This window comes from Arsukibacterium ikkense (genome assembly GCF_000987775.1).
In the GTDB taxonomy this organism is placed as follows: domain Bacteria; phylum Pseudomonadota; class Gammaproteobacteria; order Enterobacterales; family Alteromonadaceae; genus Alishewanella; species Alishewanella ikkense.
On record NZ_LAHO01000003.1, the window covers coordinates 185,595 to 203,973 of the forward strand.

Annotated in this window: 12 protein-coding genes; 4 read left to right on the forward strand and 8 right to left on the reverse strand. The window is 49.4% G+C overall.

Annotation, left to right across the window (positions count from 1 at the left end):
• Positions 1-56: 56 nt before the first annotated feature.
• Entirely contained in the window at positions 57-2,048 is a 1,992-nt protein-coding gene (locus WG68_RS04550; protein ID WP_052748963.1) for a S9 family peptidase, read from the reverse strand.
• 272 nt (positions 2,049-2,320) lie between these two features.
• Here WG68_RS04550 and WG68_RS04555 point away from each other — a divergent pair, with 272 nt between their 5' ends.
• The 3 genes from WG68_RS04555 (at position 2,321) to WG68_RS04565 (ending at position 5,477) form a co-directional block, all read left to right on the forward strand.
• Positions 2,321-3,781 carry a protein adenylyltransferase SelO gene (locus WG68_RS04555; protein ID WP_046556466.1) on the forward strand — a complete coding sequence of 487 codons (1,461 nt, stop codon included), beginning with the start codon at positions 2,321-2,323 and terminating at the stop codon, positions 3,779-3,781.
• Between the two features lie 114 nt (positions 3,782-3,895).
• Positions 3,896-4,432, forward strand: a complete 537-nt coding sequence (locus WG68_RS04560; RefSeq protein WP_052748964.1) for a phosphatase PAP2 family protein — start codon at positions 3,896-3,898, stop codon at positions 4,430-4,432.
• Between the two features lie 10 nt (positions 4,433-4,442).
• Entirely contained in the window at positions 4,443-5,477 is a 1,035-nt protein-coding gene (locus WG68_RS04565) for a glycosyltransferase family protein (RefSeq protein WP_046556467.1), read from the forward strand.
• A 4-nt stretch (positions 5,478-5,481) separates the two neighbouring features.
• Here WG68_RS04565 and WG68_RS04570 read toward each other — a convergent pair whose 3' ends face one another.
• Both WG68_RS04570 and WG68_RS19030 read right to left on the reverse strand, forming a co-directional pair.
• The gene (locus tag WG68_RS04570; RefSeq protein ID WP_046556468.1) at positions 5,482-6,822 is read right to left on the reverse strand and encodes a DNA recombination protein RmuC; all 1,341 of its coding nucleotides are present in this window, start codon (positions 6,820-6,822) and stop codon (positions 5,482-5,484) included.
• 59 nt (positions 6,823-6,881) lie between these two features.
• Positions 6,882-7,937, reverse strand: a complete 1,056-nt coding sequence (locus WG68_RS19030; protein ID WP_052748965.1) for a GGDEF domain-containing protein — start codon at positions 7,935-7,937, stop codon at positions 6,882-6,884.
• A 194-nt stretch (positions 7,938-8,131) separates the two neighbouring features.
• On the opposite strand from WG68_RS19030, the gene WG68_RS04580 reads away from it, so the two are divergent.
• Positions 8,132-8,971 (forward strand): substrate-binding periplasmic protein, encoded by an 840-nt coding sequence (locus WG68_RS04580; protein WP_200897535.1) that lies wholly within the window; start codon positions 8,132-8,134, stop codon positions 8,969-8,971.
• A 14-nt stretch (positions 8,972-8,985) separates the two neighbouring features.
• On the opposite strand, the gene WG68_RS04585 is transcribed toward WG68_RS04580, so the two are convergent.
• From WG68_RS04585 to WG68_RS04605, 5 genes are all read right to left on the reverse strand, one after another.
• Positions 8,986-10,179 carry a class I SAM-dependent methyltransferase gene (locus tag WG68_RS04585; RefSeq protein ID WP_083981794.1) on the reverse strand — a complete coding sequence of 398 codons (1,194 nt, stop codon included), beginning with the start codon at positions 10,177-10,179 and terminating at the stop codon, positions 8,986-8,988.
• Between the two features lie 71 nt (positions 10,180-10,250).
• Entirely contained in the window at positions 10,251-11,756 is a 1,506-nt protein-coding gene (gene cls, locus WG68_RS04590) for a cardiolipin synthase (RefSeq protein WP_046556469.1), read from the reverse strand.
• A gap of 63 nt (positions 11,757-11,819) precedes the next feature.
• Complete coding sequence (locus WG68_RS04595; RefSeq protein ID WP_046556470.1) at positions 11,820-12,338, reverse strand: cell division protein ZapC domain-containing protein; 519 nt, start codon at positions 12,336-12,338, stop codon at positions 11,820-11,822.
• A 117-nt stretch (positions 12,339-12,455) separates the two neighbouring features.
• Complete coding sequence (gene pyrD, locus WG68_RS04600) at positions 12,456-13,466, reverse strand: quinone-dependent dihydroorotate dehydrogenase (protein ID WP_046556471.1); 1,011 nt, start codon at positions 13,464-13,466, stop codon at positions 12,456-12,458.
• Positions 13,467-13,541: 75 nt separating this feature from the next.
• Entirely contained in the window at positions 13,542-18,368 is a 4,827-nt protein-coding gene (locus WG68_RS04605; RefSeq protein WP_046556472.1) for an NAD-glutamate dehydrogenase, read from the reverse strand.
• Between the last annotated feature and the right edge of the window lie 11 nt (positions 18,369-18,379).

Sequence of the window (18,379 nt, forward strand, 5' to 3'; positions counted from 1 at the left end):
GGCTTCAAAAAGTGAAGCCATGCTCGCCCTAATTTAGATCACGAAGAAATATTTTATCAACCACCATGGCGCTCAAACCATTCCAGAATGCGCTTTAGGCGCTCTACCAGATTAACCGGGGTGCCGCTTCTGGACAGGCTGTGGTTTTCGCCTTTAAACACCACCATTTCTACCGGCACCTGATTGGCTTTTAACGCATAAAACCACTCTTCGCCCTGGCCAATCGGCGTTATATGATCGTCGGTGCTGTGAATAATTAAAGTTGGGGTGGTCACCTTATCGGCGTATTTTAGCGGCGAGCGGCCCCAGTACAGCTCGAAGTTCTGCCAGATGGTGCCGGCAAACTCCCGCTGCATCGAATTGGGTGGGTATTGCTGGCTACCGGCTTCAGATAACCAGTTACTGACACTGCGCTGGGTTACCGCCGCTTTAAAGCGGTTAGTCTGGGTGGTGGCCCAGTTGGTTAAAAAGCCGCCGTGGCTGCCGCCGGTAATGTATAAGCGCGAAGGGTCCAGCCAGTCGTGCTGCGCCAGCACAGAGTCCAGCACCGCCATATTGTCCTGATAATCAACGCCGCCGTAATCGGCATGCACTGCGTTTTGATGGGCAAAGCCATAGCCGGTGCTGCCCCGGTAATTGGTAAACACCACCGCATAACCGGCAGCGGCCATCATCTGAAACTCATGAAACCACTGCTGGCCCCACATACCACCGGGCCCGCCTTTAATATTCAGCACCAGCGGATAAGCCTTACCCGCTTGCCAGCCAAGCGGTTTTAACAAAAAGCCCTGGCTTTTACCCTGCTCGTGTTCAAACCAGAACGACTGCAATGGTTGTAAGGCTAACTCTGATAACAGGGCCTGATTAAAGCGGGTTAGCTGCCGCGGGGCTTTGTTGCCATCCTGAAACCACACCTCCGGCAGGTTTTGTTCATCCTGCCACAAATAACTTAACTGCCTGGCATTGGCTGATAAGCTGACATCAGAGATGCTGCCCTGTGCACTTAGCCGGATCTGGGTCTGATCACGGCGCAGGTCCAGCTCAAACAGCGGCCGCGCCCCCTGGTGATCTGCGGTTAGTAACACCCGCTCATTACCCAGCCACTGCATACTGCTGGCGTTGCGATCCCAATCGGCGGCCACCACAGTGTTAGTGCTATCGGCCAGCTGGTGCAACACCAGTTGCTGCGGGGTAAAGTAATCAGCCTGATACTGATACAACAGCTGGCGGCTATTGGCTGACCACTGCGGTGAGCTGGCCTGCCCTGGCAGCGTATCTACACGCTTGACGCTGCCGTCGGCCAGCTGATACAGATACAGATCCTGCTGCATGCTGCCCTCAAGCGCCTCGGCACTGCGATCAGAGGCAAACACAATGTGCTTACCGTCTGGCGAAAACTGCGCCGAATGATCGTGCCAGCGTGCATCACCGGTCAGTTTAGTCAGCTGCTTAGTCTCAACATCCAGCAGCCATAAGGCCGAGCGGCGCTCATTCAGATAACCGCCACCATTGCTTTTATAAAGTGCATTGCGGATCACCACGATATCCGGCTCGGCCTGCTCGCTGTTGCTTTTTGGTTTAGCCGGGTCGGCAAGCGCCGGGTCAACCATCAGGGTCAGCAACAGCTGTTTGCCATCCGGTGACCAGCTAAAATCGCGAATAGCCGCTTGTTTTAACCCGGTAATAGCACGGGCTTCACCGCCGCTCATCGGCAGCAGATATAGCTGCTGGCCCTCGCCCCGGCCGGAAATAAACGCCAGTTGCCGGCCATCCGGAGACCAGCGCGGGCTGCGATCACTGTTGGTAAAAGTCAGCTGCTGTGGGGCGCTGTTAGACTCGGTTGCCACCAGATAAAGGTTACTGTGGCGCTTGCGCCTATCCTCGCTAATGGTGCTATGCACCAGGGCCACGTTCTTGCCATCAGGTGATAACTGCGGATCGGCTACAAACACAAAATTATAGTAATCCTCAGCTTGCATGCCCCGCGGCTGTGCAACCACCACAAAGCAGCATAACAACAGCCAACCCATCACTATTCGCAGCATCATAAGCAAACCTTCATAACTTAAATTAACGGTAAATAATGGATTTGATTGGAACTGATCATTACGCGGATAACAAGCGAAAACCGTTCAATCGCCAGCAGACAGGGTTTATTGCCGGCAAAACACCCGTATAGCGGCTGACAGCCTGAAACGCGTAACCAAATCGGTTACGCGTTTATATATTTAATCATTAATTCAGCCATTTACAGCAAGGCTGGCTTCGCAGGCATTTCCTGAGTAAAATACTCAACTATTATTCTGTTACTGAGGCTGTTATGCCTGAATTTACCGTCCAACATAGTTATCAAGGCTTACCTGCCAGCCTGTTTGAGCCATGCCAGCCTACCCCGGTTGCCGCCCCAGAATGGCTGGCGTTTAATCAACCACTGGCCGAAGAACTGGCGTTACCTGAGCAATACCGGGCCAGCGCTGCCGGCCTGGCAATGTTTGCAGGCAATAGTTTGCCAGACTGGTGTCAGCCATTGGCGCAAGCCTATGCCGGCCATCAGTTTGCCAATTATGTGCCGCGCTTGGGTGATGGCCGGGCGCTGCTCCTGGCCGAAGTGATCAGCCGTTCAGGCCAGCGCTATGATCTACAGTTAAAAGGCGCCGGCCCAACACCGTTTTCCCGAGGCGGCGATGGCCGCTCACCGCTGGGGCCGGTGATCCGCGAATATTTAGTCAGTGAAGCCATGCATGCTCTGGGGGTACCCACTACCCGGGCGCTGGCGGCTGTCAGCAGCGGTGAACAGGTTTATCGGGATGAGCCGCTGCCCGGTGCTATTTTAAGCCGGGTGGCCAAAAGCCATATCCGGATTGGTACTTTTCAATATGTTGCTTCGCAAGGTAACAAGGGGCTATTAACTGAATTCGCCGACTATGTGATTGCTCGTCACTACCCTGCTTGTGCTCAGGCGCCGCAGCCTTATCTGGCGTTACTTGAAGCCGTGATTGCGGCGCAGGCTGCCACGGTAGCGCACTGGATGAGCCTGGGCTTTATTCATGGCGTAATGAATACCGATAACATGAGCATTAGCGGTGACACCATTGACTACGGCCCCTGTGCCTTTATGGAAGCCTATGACGAAAAAACGGTATTCAGCGCTATTGATCGGCGCGGCCGCTATGCTTACGCTAATCAGCCCGCCATTGCCTTATGGAACCTGACCCGCTTAGCAGAAACCCTGCTGTCATTGCTGCATGCAGACCAGCCAGAGGCTATCGCTATGGCCACGGCGGCGCTGGAAACGTTCAGCCAGCGTTATCAGGCCGCCTATTTACAAAGAATGAGCGCAAAACTCGCCCTGGTGCCTGCCCGGGAAGAGGATGAACAGCTGATCAGCAGCCTGCTGCAGTTAATGCAACAGGATAAGGTCGACTTTAGCCTGTTGTTCTATCAGCTAAGCCTGGATACGCCTGAGCTTGCCGGGGACTTATTTAGCGACAAGCACAGTTGGCAACAGTGGTTTAGTGCCTGGCAACGCCGGTTAGCCGGTGAGGCTTTAAGCGCAACGCAGCGCACTCTGAGCATGCAACAGGTAAACCCCTATTTGATCCCTCGTAATCATCTGGTGCAGCAAGCTATCTCGCAGGCCACTGAGCACGGTGATCTCAGTGTGTTTAATCAGCTGCAGCAAGCCTGGCGCAAGCCCTTTACTGCTAATCCGGAGTATGCGGCTTTGGCGCTGCCTGCAAATGAGCAGCAACGGGTGAACCGGACCTTTTGTGGTACTTAGCCAGGCTTAGCGGACTTAGTTAGCACGGGTAGTCATAAATGTTTCATCTGTTTTTCATGGGGATGTCATTTAGAACACCTTTAATGGTGGCAGGTTTCGCCAGAGATAGTCGCCATGAATACATTGCAAAAACTGACTTTACTGGATACCCGGATGTTTTTCCGCGTTAATTTAATTGGCCAGTTACCCTCGGTAAAAAAACTCAGCCTGGGGTTATCGCGCTGCGGCGACGGCCCGCTGTATTTGATTATTGCGTTACTGCTCTGGCAGTTTGAGCAAAACCAGGGCGGCAAGTTTATGCAGCATGCGTTACTGGCCTTCGCGATTGAACTTCCCTTATACCTGCTCCTTAAAAATGCGGTTCAACGTGAACGGCCAAAAGGCCCGCTGCAACATGGCTGGGCGCCCGGGATCCGCCCGTCTGATCGTTTTAGCTTTCCGTCAGGCCACACCGCTGCCGCCTTTATGTTTGCCTGGTTATTGGCGGCTTATTATCCTGAATTTACTGCCGGTTACTTGCTGCTGGCCTCTGGTATCGGCGTGTCCAGGGTACTACTGGGGGTGCATTATCCCACCGACATTCTGGCCGGTGCCGGCCTTGGCAGCGTTATTGCGCTAATTGTGCTAAATAGCGGCGTTAGCACAATATGACAGCCAGCCAATGAGAATACTGTATGGCGTGCAGGCTACCGGTAACGGCCACATTACCCGGGCCAGAGCCTTATTACCGGCCTTGCAGCAACAAGATATTGAGGTAGATTTTCTGTTTAGCGGCCGCCCGCAACAGCAGCTGTTTGATATGGAGCTGTTCGGTGACTATCGCTGGGCTAATGGTTTTACCTTCAGCACGGCAAACGGTAAAGTACAACGGCTGGCTACCCTGAGCCAGTTAAGACCCTGGCAATTTTATCGTGATGTCAGACAACTGGATTTGTCAGGGTATGATCTGGTGTTAACCGATTTTGAACCGGTTAGCGCCTGGGCCGCAAAGCGTCAGAGGATATTAACTGTAGGATTAGCCCGGCAGTATGCTTTGCGTTACCCATTGGCCGGTAAGCAGTCAGCGGCTTGGCTAAAAACCGCAGTTAGCTGCTTTGCCCCGGCCCAACATATGTTAGGGGTGCACTGGCAACCTGACTTTCCCGGCTTATTGCCGCCCTTATTGCCGTCAGCAACTGCGCCTGGCGATAACGGCCACCACAGCATACCCCAAGTTCCCTTTATCCTGGTGTACTTACCTTTTGAACAAACGTCAGTGGTGCTTAACTGGCTAAAACAATGCCCCAGCTGGCAGTTCAAACTGTACAGTAATGTCAGTGAAATGCGCCTGGAGCAAAATGTCACGCTACTGCCGCTTAGTCGCAGCGCATTTCCGCTGGATTTACAACACTGTAGCGGCGTAATTTGTAATAGTGGTTTTGGTTTATGTAGCGAGGCGTTAATTGCCGGCAAAAAATTACTGATTAAGCCATTAGCAGGCCAGATTGAACAAACGTATAACAGCCACACCCTGCTGAAAATGGGCAAAGCACTACAATTTAACCAATTTATGCCAGAGCTGTTGCAGCACTGGTTGGCACAAGCCCCTGCAACACCCTACCCGTTGCCTGATCCGGCCCCGGCCATTGCCAGGTGGCTAAAACAAGGCTGCAGTACACCAGTCAGTGAGTTAGCGGCAGCGGTCTGGCAGCAATAAACTATCAGTCCTTGTCAGTAATATTAACATCCAGCTCTAGCCTGGCCCGCTCTACCAGTTCCGGGTCAAGTTCGGTTTTAACGGCCACTCCCAGCTCTTTAAACTCTGCGGCTTGTTTGATCAGGTTGCCTTTGCCTGTGACTAATTGCCCCAACGCTTTATCATAGCTTTCCCGGGCTTTATCCAGCTGGCGGCCAACGCCTTGCATGCTGTCTAAAAATGTTTTTAATTTCTGATAAAACTTCTCAGCGCGATTCGCCAGTTCCGCAGTATGCTTATTTTGATCTTCAAAGCGCCACAACTGGCGCACGATATTTAAGCTGGTCAGTAAGGTGGTGGGTGTGGTGACCAGAATATTCCGATCCAGTGCCTGCTGAAACAGCTGGCTGTCATGCTGCAATGCCGCCACATAGGCTGATTCTATCGGAATAAACATAAACACCACTTCCGGCGAGTTTAAACCGGCTATCTGGTAATAGTTTTTGTCGGCCAGCTCATTAATCCGATCTTTTACCGCACTGATATGTGCCTTTAATGCCAGCAGCCGTGCGCTATCGTCCTCGGCATTAACATAGCGGGTATAGGCCGATAACGAGGTTTTGGCATCAATAATTAAATGCTTGCCCTGCGGCAGAAAAATTACCACATCAGGCCGTTGCCGACCCGTGTCGGTATTAAAACTGGCTTCGCGCTGATAATCTTTGCCGGCACGCAGGCCGCTGTTATCCAGCACATTTTCCAGCATCAGCTCACCCCAGTTACCCTGCGTTTTCCGCTCGCCCTGCAGTGCTTTACTTAACTGGCTGGCTTCGGTGGTTATTTGCAGGTTTAACGCCTGTAACTGTTTTAATTCGGCTTTAAGTTCAGAGCGCTGCTTGGTTTCTTCGGTATGCAGGTATTCCACTTTTTGCCGAAAGCCCTGCATATCTTGCTGCAATGGCGTCAACAGCTGGCGCATACTTTCCTGATTCTGGTTTTTAAATACCTCGCCTTTGCGCTCCAGAATATCATTGGCCAGTAATTCAAATTCTTGCTTCAGCACCGCTTTGTTCTGCTGCAGCAGCTGCAATTGTTCGTCAAAATGCCGTTGTTTTTCCTGCAGGGTACTACTTAGCCTGGCGTGTTCTATAGCCAGTTGCTGATGTTGCTGTTGTAATGTCTGATACTGTTGTTGCAGCTGCTGATACTGCTGTTGCCATAACTGCGTGTGATTATCACTTTTTGCCAGACTTAATTGCAGCTCGCGCTGGCGTCGTTGCTTAGCAGAGAGGCCAATGAGCAACAGCAGCAGCACACTGGCCATCACCCATACTGCAATAGTAAGCGGCGTAAACTGAAAATCCATAAAAGCCTTATCCTGAGTGAAAATAATGGTTACGCGAGACCTGAAAAGCCAGTATGTGGTTATATTTCAACGCGGTTACGGCCTTTGCCTTTTGCCCGGTACAGCGCATCATCAGCCCGTTTTAAAATGGTACTGGCATCGTCATCACGGATAAAACTGGCCACACCAAGACTCACCGTCAGTTGCTTGCCATGGGCAAAATCATAATCCGCCACCGCGGCTCTGATCCGCTCGGCCAATTGTTTTGCGCCGATGATGTCGGTATGCGGACAAACTATCAAGAACTCTTCGCCGCCCCAGCGCCCCGGCACATCCAGCTCGCGACAGTGCTGCAATAATATACCGGCGAAGGACATCAGTGCCTGATCACCTGCCATATGGCCAAAGTTATCATTTACTGCTTTAAAAAAATCTAAATCAGCCAGCACAACGCTAAACGGGCTTTGATGGCGGATTGAGCGGGAAATTTCCTGGCTTAAAATAGCATCGAGCTTACTGCGGTTGTATAAACCGGTCAGGGTATCGGTAACAGACAACCGCTGCAGTTGCCGGTGTTGTATGGCTAAAGCCCGCATTACTTCATTGCGGCTGACTTCATAATAATGCACTAACAACACCAGACATATCGAGGCAAAAGCAACATTTAATAATGCTTCGGCGCCAAAACTGTCTGCTGGCCAGGAAGCAGAGCGCCAACTTAGCAACATCGTTAACAATGCCATAAACAACATTGTGGCAATCAGGCCAAGCCGGCTACCCAGTAAGAAAAATGCTAACGGCGGAAAAATACATAGCCAGTACAACGAGTAAAACTGTGGCGCAGTAAAACCCAAATAACCTAATAAAAACAGGGCCAGCAGTAATACCGTTTGATACGCCGCCTGGCGGACATGATGTAATAACTGAAAGCGCCGCAGTATTGTCACTGCCAGCACCGCCCCAATAAAATCGAGCAAGGCAACAGTATACAATGCGTAAAATGCCAGATTGATAAAAAAGAAAAATGTAAAAACCACCACCATGCCCAGCAGCATGCCGTTGATCAGATAAACCTGACGATACTGTGGATCGGTAGGTTTGAACTGGTGATTATTAGTAATAAAGTGTTTTAACACCTAAACCCCGGATACGTTAGCTGTAAAATATGGTAAACGATAAGTTTAGCCATAACAAAGCACTAATTTACAGTAGCAGATATTGCCAGATAAACGAGGCTGGTTTAGCCTGAAGTTCACCAGCATAAACACTATACTGATAAACAATGTAATTGCTTAGTTTGTTCTTGGATGTGAAGTTAGAGGTTGTTATTTTGAAGTTGATTTGGCAAATTATCCCGCCGCTTGCCCGGCTTATTTTCGCAATTTGCTTTGCTTTGTTACTTGCGGGTTTTGCAGTGCCTGCCGTTGCCACCATTACCCCAGCTGAAAATACTGCCGGTTTAACCCTGCGGTTTTGCTACGAAGATAAGCAATTATTGCCTTATTACGCCGGTAATAACGCTGACATACCAGTAAACCCGGGGGCGACCATTGAGCATTTGCAACAAGCAACCGCTGCTGCAGGTATTGGATTAGAGTTGCTAAGGATGCCGTGGTTGCGCTGCTTGCAACTGCTAGAGGAAAACCAGGTTGATGCCTTAGTGGCAGCCTACAGTGCAGAGCGTGCTCATTACACCCGTTACCCTACCGATGCATACGGTCAACCTGATCCGGCCAAAGCCATTAATACCAATGCGTTATGTCTGGCATATCGATTTAATAATGACTTGCCCCACAAAATCAGCGATACCACAGCCGGGCTGACCATCGCCAGACCTCATGGTTACCGGCCACTGCCGCTGCCGGAGCATGCGACACTGGTGGGGGCGCATTCACCCGAACAAGCTATAGAGTTAGTAGTATCCGGTCGGGTTGATGCCACTACTGTCACTTGTGAAATAAACAGTGTTGCTGGTAATCAGCAGGAAATAGATACCCTGCCCCTAAAAATTTTACAGCCGCCGGTGTATTACTCGGTGGGCTACCTGATGTTAAGCGAGCAATTTTACCAGCAGCATAATGCTATTGCCGAACAATTATGGCAAGCATTGCCACTGACGCTTGACCAAAGCCGCTATATTGAATACCTGACCTATCCGCTAAATTTCTGAATATTACGATGACCTTAACTGAGCAGTAGTTGCTCCAGCGTGTGTTGCTGGATGCCGTAAAACTGTTTAATAGCGGCAATTTGTTGCAATACCCTATGGTTATCTTTGGCTTGCTTGCGCCGGGTTGCCAGGATCATTTTATTTTTGCTGGTATGCTCCAGCGAGATAAATTCAAATACCTTAGTTTGATAGCCATGAGCCTCAAGCAATAACGCCCGTAAGCTGTCGGTGACCATTTCTGCTTCCTGCCCCAGGTGAATACCGTGAATAAGCATCGGCGCCATCACGTCTGGCAAACGCATTTGCGGCCGGATTTCTTTATGGCAGCAAGGTGAGCACATAATAATCTCAGCCCCGGTGCGGATCCCCATATGGATGGCATAATCGGTGGCCACATCGCAGGCATGTAATGCCACCATCACATTAATGCCACGGGCTTTAAAATGTTTTACGTCACCCTGTTCAAACTGTAACCCGTCCAGCGCCAGTGTGGTAGCGGTGTTATTACATAAATCAACCAGGCTCTGCCGCAGCTCTACCCCGGTAATTTGCGCGGTTAAGCCCAGGGTATGACAAAAGTAATCATGCATGGCAAAGGTTAAGTAAGCCTTACCTGAACCAAAATCTGCCACATGTAAAGTTTCTGCTTGTAACAAACCACTGTCTTGCACGGCACCTTGCAGTATTTCAATAAATTTATTAATTTGTTTCCATTTGTTAGACATGGCCGGAATAATCTGCCCTTGCGCATCTGTCACGCCCAGTGCTGCCAGAAATGGCCGGTTTTGTTCGACAAAACGCCGCTTTTCACGGTTGTGCGCCGTATGCGATGCTGCTGCAGCGCTGGCCTGCTGGCGTTGACTGTGCAACAGATACTTGCCCTTTTTGCTGACTGACAACTGACACTGCTGCTCGGTGGTAAATAAGTGCGCCTGTTTAAAACTGCCCTGCAGCAGCACAGACAGCTGCACCAAACCGTCGGTTATCGTATAGTTTCTGGTAATATGGTTGGTTTGATATTCCGATAAAAAGCGCAGTTGCAGCTCACCTTTTAACAGCACAGGGCTGATTTCCAGACGCAGCAGCGGCTCAGAGCCCTGATATTTGCTAAGTAACAAACGGCTGAAACTGCCATTGCTAAGGCTTTGTGCCGTCAGTTGTTCAAATTGCTGGCAATTGTGATATTGATTATTCAGCGCGGTCGCCACCTGCTACTCCTGTTTTGCAAAAAGATAATAAATATAACTGATGCGGCACTTAGCATCAGTGCTTTGGTACTTTACAGTACCGGAGACAGTAAATTTGCTGCCTGCGAGGCGGCCCTCTTATACCAGGGGCGACTAAGCACTTCGGCCAGGCTCATCTGACGCGACAGGGCAAAGTCAGCCCGGAATTGTTGGCTTAATTGCGCATTTAATGTGATATCAGCCACCAGCGCGGTAATTTCAAAATTTAGCCGGAACGAGCGGTTGTCTAAATTAACCGTACCCACAGCGCTAATCTGATCATCAACTAAAAAGCTTTTGGCATGTAAAAAACCCTGCTGATAACGATAAATCTTCACCCCGGCATCAAGTAACGGTGCAACAAAGGCATAGGCCGCTAAACTCACTAACATATTATCGGTGCGTTCCGGGATTAGGATCCGCACATCAACCCCGCGTAATGCCGCCAGCTTTAATGCCGCAATGGTACCTTCGTCCGGCACAAAATAGGGGCTGGCAATCCAAATCCGCTCAGTGGCACTGTTTAACGCATGCTGGATCATCAGGCTGGCCGTCTCGAAGCGATCTGCCGGGCCGGAAGGGACTATTAGCACCGGCATATCGGCGCCATTGGCTGGTTTTGCCTGCCAGTTTAATGTTGGCAGTTGCTCACTGCTCCAAAACCAATCTTCCACAAAGGACAGTTGCAGGCTCAGTACCGCCGGCCCGCTAAGCCGCATGTGGGTATCCCGCCACTCGCCAAATCGGGGATCCTGGCCCAGATATTCGTCTCCAACGTTCAAGCCGCCCAACCAACCATAATGGCCATCCGTAATGACAATTTTCCGATGGTTTCGAAAATTCAGCTGAAAGCGATTGCCGGGGCCTTTGGTGGAATGAAACGGCCGTACAGCGACCCCCGCCTCATCCAGCTCCCGGATATAGCGCTTAGACAAGCGATAGCTGCCAATTTCATCAAATAAAAAATACACGGCTACCCCGCTACGGGCTTTTTCTATCAGCAGTTGTTGCAGTTGCCGGCCAAGCGTATCGTCACGCACAATGTAAAACTGTACCAGGATATAGTGTTCAGCACGCTGGATACCATCAAAAATACTGGCAAAAGTTTGCTCGCCATCAATCAGTAATTTTGCATGGTTAGCGGATAGAAATGGTAATTTCGCCAGCTGCTCTATTGCAGCAATATTACCTCTGATCCTGTCAGCAGCCATTAAATATTGCTCAACGTTAGCCGTTTTCAGCTGATGCTTACTGAACAGTTCATTGTCCGCTTCTTTGCGGGAAATAACATAGCCCTGAAAGCGGCTTCGGCCAAATACCCAGTAGGCGGGCACCGCAGCGTAAGGAAAGGTATTTAATGAAATAATCCAGGCAATACTGCCCTGCGAGGTTCGGGACGACATTAACGCATCTAAGGATGATAGTGCGCCCAGCGTGTGAAATAACGCCAGCAGCAAAAACAATAGCCGGCGGCGTTTGCCAGGCTTTTTTTCTACAACATTCTTTGGAATGTGTGCTGCCCCAAATGCCTTAGTTAACAGTGCTTTAATTTTAAACATTAAACGCAGACTTTGCTGAATTGAGTTGTTATGTTAGCACGCTGGCGGCAAACTGACGATGAGTCAGGCTGATTGAGCAAAATACTGGCTGGGCCTAACCGGGGCTAAGCGGTTAGACAATAAACGAAGAATGCTACAACGCTTTAACAGCTTACCGCTGAGGCTATATCCCTCTGTCAATAATAAGCAGCTTGCGCAGTCGCCATCACGTTGTAATACCAGGGCCGGGATCGGGCCGTGCATACCAACAAGCTGTACCAACTGATATTCTGCCACAGCAGCAGCCGCCTGCTCAGCAAAATACCAGCTTTTATGGCCGGCTTGCTGCGCAAAACCAGCAGCAAGGGCATGTAAACAAAGTTCAAGTAAACCGGCGTCTGTCAGGTTAAGCGGCTGCAGACTGTCACGGAAGTTCCAGAATGCCTGCGCCTCGGCCATTGACAACGGTTTAGCTTGCGGCTTTTCGGTTAATTGCGCTGCACTAAGTTCAGAGCAAAACTGCAACTGCTCGCTGATATCCAGCAGTAAGCGGTCGCGTTGTGCGCAGTACGTCCAGCTCCAGCGCTCTGATGGCGTTAACATCGTCAAATCCCTTGCAATCAAGTTATTGAATTACTTTATGGTTTTCACCACTATAGCAGGTCGATCAATTTGTTAAAGATTAATTACTTATAATAAAGCAGGATCGTAAACTGATCTTTATAAGCCATCGACGATCGTTTTTACCAGAGTGGGCCCCCGGTAAATAAACCCGGTATAAACTTGCAACAAATTGGCACCCGCAGCTAACTTCGCCTTTGCCGAGGCGCTGTCGTTGATACCCCCTACCCCGATAATGGGCAGCTCTGTCCCCACCGCCTGGCGCAATTGTCTGATAATATCCGTGCTTTTTTGCTGCACGGGCAAGCCACTTAAGCCGCCAGCTTCTTCGGCATGCGCCAGGCCCTCTACTAAAGAACGGTCTAAGGTGGTGTTGGTCGCAATAGCGCCATCCATTTTGCTTTTAAGTAAGGTTTCAGCCACCTGATTAACAGCCAGTTGATCCATATCCGGAGCAATTTTAACAAAAACAGGCACATACTTGTCGTATTGTGCTTGCAAGTCTAGCTGTTCATTCTTCACCGTCATCAGTAAATCAAGCAAGGCATCACCAAACTGCAGATCCCGTAATCCCGGGGTGTTCGGTGATGAAATATTGACCGTAATATAGCTGGCGTGCGGATACACTTTGCGCATGCAGCTAACATAGTCATCTTTGCCGCGCTCGTTGCTGGTATCTTTGTTCTTACCGATATTAATGCCCAACACACCTTTGTAACTGGCGTTTTTAACATTATGAACCAGATAGTCGACCCCTTTGTTGTTAAAGCCCATCCGGTTAATAATGGCTTCAGCCTCAGGCAGGCGAAAAATTCGTGGCTTGTCGTTGCCAGCCTGCGGCAATGGCGTTACCGTGCCAACCTCAATAAAGCCAAAGCCCATCTGACCAAAAGCATCAATACAATCGGCATTCTTATCCAGCCCGGCTGCCAGCCCCAGTGGGTTTTCAAAGTGGATTCCGGCAACCGTTACCGGTTTAGCGGCAACCTGCTGGCGCCACAATAATGATGCCGGCGTATGGGCTAAGCGCTTTAAACTACCCAACGCCAGGTTATGCGAGCGTTCAGCATCACAGGAAAACATGACTTTTTTAGCTAAAGAATAAAACATAGGTGCCTTTGATAATAAAAAAATACCCCGGGGTTAATCGGGGTATTGTAACCATTCTATCTGCTTATTACAGTATTAAACTGACTGACTTAGCAGCATCAACTCACGCATTGCCACCGAGAATTTGGCAAATTCATGGCTCTTGGTGGTTTTAAACTCTGCCAGCATCAAGCGCCAGCGTTCAACCAGGATCTGATGCTGACTTAGCCAGGTTTCAATCACTTCATCAGCTGCACAAGCCGTACCACAATTACGAACTACAACCGCCGTTAACGAGCGTTGTTGCCAGTCCAGCTCTTCCCGGTACGAGGCTCTGGCTAATGCCTGCCAATGATTGGCAACCGGCTGCTGGGTAATTTGCTCCAGGAACCAGTGCAGATCTAAGCGATCACCTAATTTAAAGTAAATTTCTGCCACCAGCGCCAGTGACGTAGCCTGGTTATCGCTAACCTGGGCGATGTCCATCACTGAGAACACGGTACTCAGCTGCGTCAGGTAACGGGCGATATCTGCCGGCAGCGCCTGGTCGACTAAATCTTGTTCATTAGCACGTAACTGCGCTAATTCAGCGTCTGCCAGATAGCTTGCCAGGTCACGGGAAATAGCCTGGTAGGCCGGTTTAAAGAAATCAACGGTTTGCTGAATATCCAGCGCTTTATTGCGGTGGCGGATAAACCAGCGGGTTGCCCGGCGCATCGTCCGGCGTAATTGGAATAATAAACGGTTTTGCAAAGCGGCAGATATTTTGTTATCTAACTGCTCCAGCTGTTTCCAGACACTGGATAAGTCAAATAAATCACGCGCTATTGCATAGCACATGGCCACTTCGCCAATGTTAGCACCGGTTTCTTCCAGCATCCGCTGCGCAAAGTTAGGGCCCATTTCGTTCACCAGCATATTGGCTAACTTAGTGGCGATAATTTCTGCTTTCAGCGGATGGGTTTCCATCTCTTTAGCATACTGAGTTTGCAATAACTGCGGGAAGGCGGTAAATAACTGCCGTTTAAAATACGCATTGTCATAAATCTCTGGTAACACCAGCCGCTCTTTTAACACCATCTTGCCGTATGCCGTTAAAATAGCTAACTCTGGCCGGGTCAGGCCAATGCCTTTTACCATCCGATCTGCTAACTCATCGTCAGACGGTAAAAACTCCAGTTCCCGGTTCAGTTTGCCATCTTTTTCCAGCGCATGAATAAAGCGGGTGTACTCTTTGATTTGCTCTGCACCCAGCAATGATGACAGCGTAATGCTTTGCGTTTGGCGGTAACATTCCTTCAGCACCAGCTCTGCAACATCATCGGTCATATCATTGAGTAATTTGTTACGCTGCTTCAGCGTTAAATCACCATTCTGCACCAGCGCATTAAGCAAAATTTTGATATTTACTTCATTATCTGAACAGGTTACGCCACCGACGTTATCAACAAAGTCAGTATTAATCCGGCCACCGTTTGCAGCAAATTCAATACGGCCACGCTGGGTTGCGCCCAGGTTACCGCCCTCACCAAAGATTTTTGCTTTTAATTCTTTACCGTTGATCCGCAGCGCCTCTGAGCCGCGGTCACCGACTTCTGCATGACTTTCCGACGTTGCTTTAATATAGGTACCAATGCCGCCGTTCCAGATCAGATCGACCGGCATCATTAAGCATTCACGGATCAGCTCATTTGGGGTCATGCTGGCTTTACTGGTGCCCAGCATCTCCTTCATTTGCGCTGACAATTTGATGGCTTTGGCACTGCGGGCAAAAATGCCGCCCCCTTCCGATATCAGTGATTTGTCATAATCGTCCCAGGTAGACGTTGGCAGATTAAATAGCCGCTGCCGCTCGTCATAACTGCTGGTGGCATCCGGATTCGGATCAACAAAGATATGCATATGGTTAAACGCAACCTGCAGCCGGATATGCCTGGATAACAGCATGCCGTTACCAAATACGTCACCGGCCATATCACCGATACCCACACAGGTAAAATCGGTGGTCTGACAGTCGATGCCGGTTTCGCGGAAGTGCCGCTTCACCGCTTCCCAACCACCACGGGCCGTAATACCCATTTTCTTATGGTCGTAACCATTAGAGCCGCCAGAAGCAAAAGCATCGCCTAACCAGAAACTGTATTCCTCTGAAATACCGTTGGAAATATCAGAGAACGTCGCCGTACCTTTGTCAGCAGCAACCACCAGATACGGGTCGTCTTCATCTAAGCGGGTGACATTTTTAGGCGGAACAATGTTGCCCTGAATGATATTATCGGTAACATCCAGCAAAGCCCGAATAAAGGTACGGTAACACTCTTTGCCTTCGGCAATAAAAGCATCACGACCACCGGTTTCTGGTAGCTTCTTACAGACAAAACCGCCTTTCGCACCTGATGGCACAATAACAGTGTTTTTAACTTGCTGCGCTTTTACCAGGCCCAGTACTTCGGTGCGGAAATCTTCCCGTCGGTCTGACCAACGCAAACCGCCCCGCGCCACTTTGCCAAAGCGCAAATGCACACCTTCTACCCGTGGTGAATAGACGAAAATTTCAAACATGGGCAACGGTAACGGTATGTCCGGAATTAAATCCGGCTTAATTTTAAAAGAAATATAAGGCTTATCACTGCCATCTGCCGCCGGTTGATAGTAGTTGGTACGTAAGGTCGCGTTTATCATATACACAAAGCGACGGATGATCCGGTCATCATCCAGGTTGGCTACATTCTCTAACTGGGCATTAATTTGCTCTTCCAGCTTTTCTATCGCTTTGGCTGTTGCCTTAGAGGCCGGCGCAAATTTCTTATCAAACAATTGCACTAATAATCCCGCCAGTTCAGCATAGCGGGCAAAAGTACTCTCAACGTAACTTTGGCTAAAAGTACCACCAATTTGCCGTTTGTACTTCGCGTACGCCCGGATAATTGACGCCTGACGGCCCGATAAGCCTGCACTTAAAATCAGTCGGTTAAAACCATCGTCTTCCAGCTGGCCTGCCCACACCTTGGCAAAAGAAGACTGGAAGCTCTGCTGTGCTGCAGCGAAATCAAGCGGCACATCACCGTTCAGTTCCATCGAGAAATTTAAAATCCAGCTGACCGAGCCTGCCGGGCATTTCACAGCATGAGGCGTTTCGCCAATAACCCGTAAACCAAAGTTTTCCAGCATCGGCAACACATCAGATAAATGAATAGGATGGTCTTTATGAAACAGATTTAACCGCACCGCTTTGCTGTCTTTACTTTCTTCCTGCGGCCGGTAAAACAGCATTTCTAACTTATTGTCGTCAGTCAGTGCCTCAAGTTTACCGATATCAACCAGCGCATCGCTTGGCAACATTTCTTCTTTGTAAGCGCGCGGAAAACTATTAACGTACTTACGACCTAACTCACGGCCACGGGCTTCACCGTAGACACCGGTTAATGCCGTTTCTAATTTGTCTTCCCAGGTACGGGCTGCTTCAACCAGGTTACGTTCAATATCTTTCACTTTATACTCGACATGGCTATCGGTGATCCGCACCAGATAATGGGTACGGGCCAACACTGATTCTGAAAAATAGGTAGTAAATTCTACCGGCTCGTCGGTGCCCAGCGCTTGTTGCAAAATAGCCTGAGTGTCTTTACGCAGTTGGGTGTTATAACGCTCACGTGGTACATACACCATGGCGGTAACAAAACGACCAAAAGCATCTTTGCGCATAAACAAGCGCGTCATATCACGCTCTTGCATTTGCAGCACACCCATTGCTACATGCAGTAACTCTTCGGCACTGGCCTGGATCAGTTCATCGCGTGGATAAGTTTCCAGAATATTCAGCAAGGCTTTATAGGCATGCGTGCCGGTGGCAAATTCAGACATGGCCATTACCCGGGCCAGCTTACTTTTTAACAACGGAATATCGGCAGCACTGTTGTTATAAAGTGACGAGGAATACAAACCGATAAACCGATGTTCACCAGTCACCTTACCGTCTTTATCAAACTGCTTTATCCCAACATAATCAATATAGGCAGGCCGATGCACCCGCGACTTATTATTGGTTTTGGTTAACACTAATACGGTTGGGCTTAATGCTTGCTTGCGACCGGTATCCGGCAGTTCTGACAACATTAAATCACGGGATTCAGAGCGACGCATCAAGCCTAATGAGCTGGCATCCAACCCGGAGATTTTATAATCGCCTTTTACCGGGTTAATTTTATATTCGCGATAACCTAACAAGGTAAAGTTGTCTTTCGCTAACCAATTTAAGAAATCAGTGGTTTCTTTAATTTCATCAGCCGCCGCTTTACCGCTGTGCCTGGCAAAGGTTTTAATCACATCAAGCAGTTTTTGCCGGGTAGGCTGCCAATCCTGTACCGCTAATGACACATCTTCCATCACAGAGTGCAGTTCAGATTTCAGCGCATCAATGGTGGCATGGTCAGTCAGGCGATCAATTTCAATATGAAACACCGTTTGTTGGGTGCTGGAACTGGTTTTACTGCCGAGTTTAAAGAAATCGGTAATTTGCCCCGCTTTATCCCGTTGGGTTTGCAACGGATAATGCAGCAGCAAGTGCGCCGCTATGCCATGACGGGCTAACGCCATCCGCACCGAGTCAACCAGAAAAGGCATATCCTGCACCACTATCTCAACAATAGTATGCTTCGATTCCCAGCCGTGGCGGGCAATTTCCGGGTTATACACCCGAATGCGTGCTTCTGGTTGTGCATGTTGATTAAAGGTTTGCCATAAGCTCAAAGCGGCGCCATACAAGTCGCTGTCATTGCGGCCCACTAAATCTTCGTTCGACATATTGCCATATAAGGTATAAACAAATTTTTCGACCAGCTTGGGCTGGTCTTTTACTTTTTGAGTTATCAGTTTGCTTACATTTTGTAGTAGTACAGAGGGATGACCGTCTATCAGTGCCATTATTGTATCCT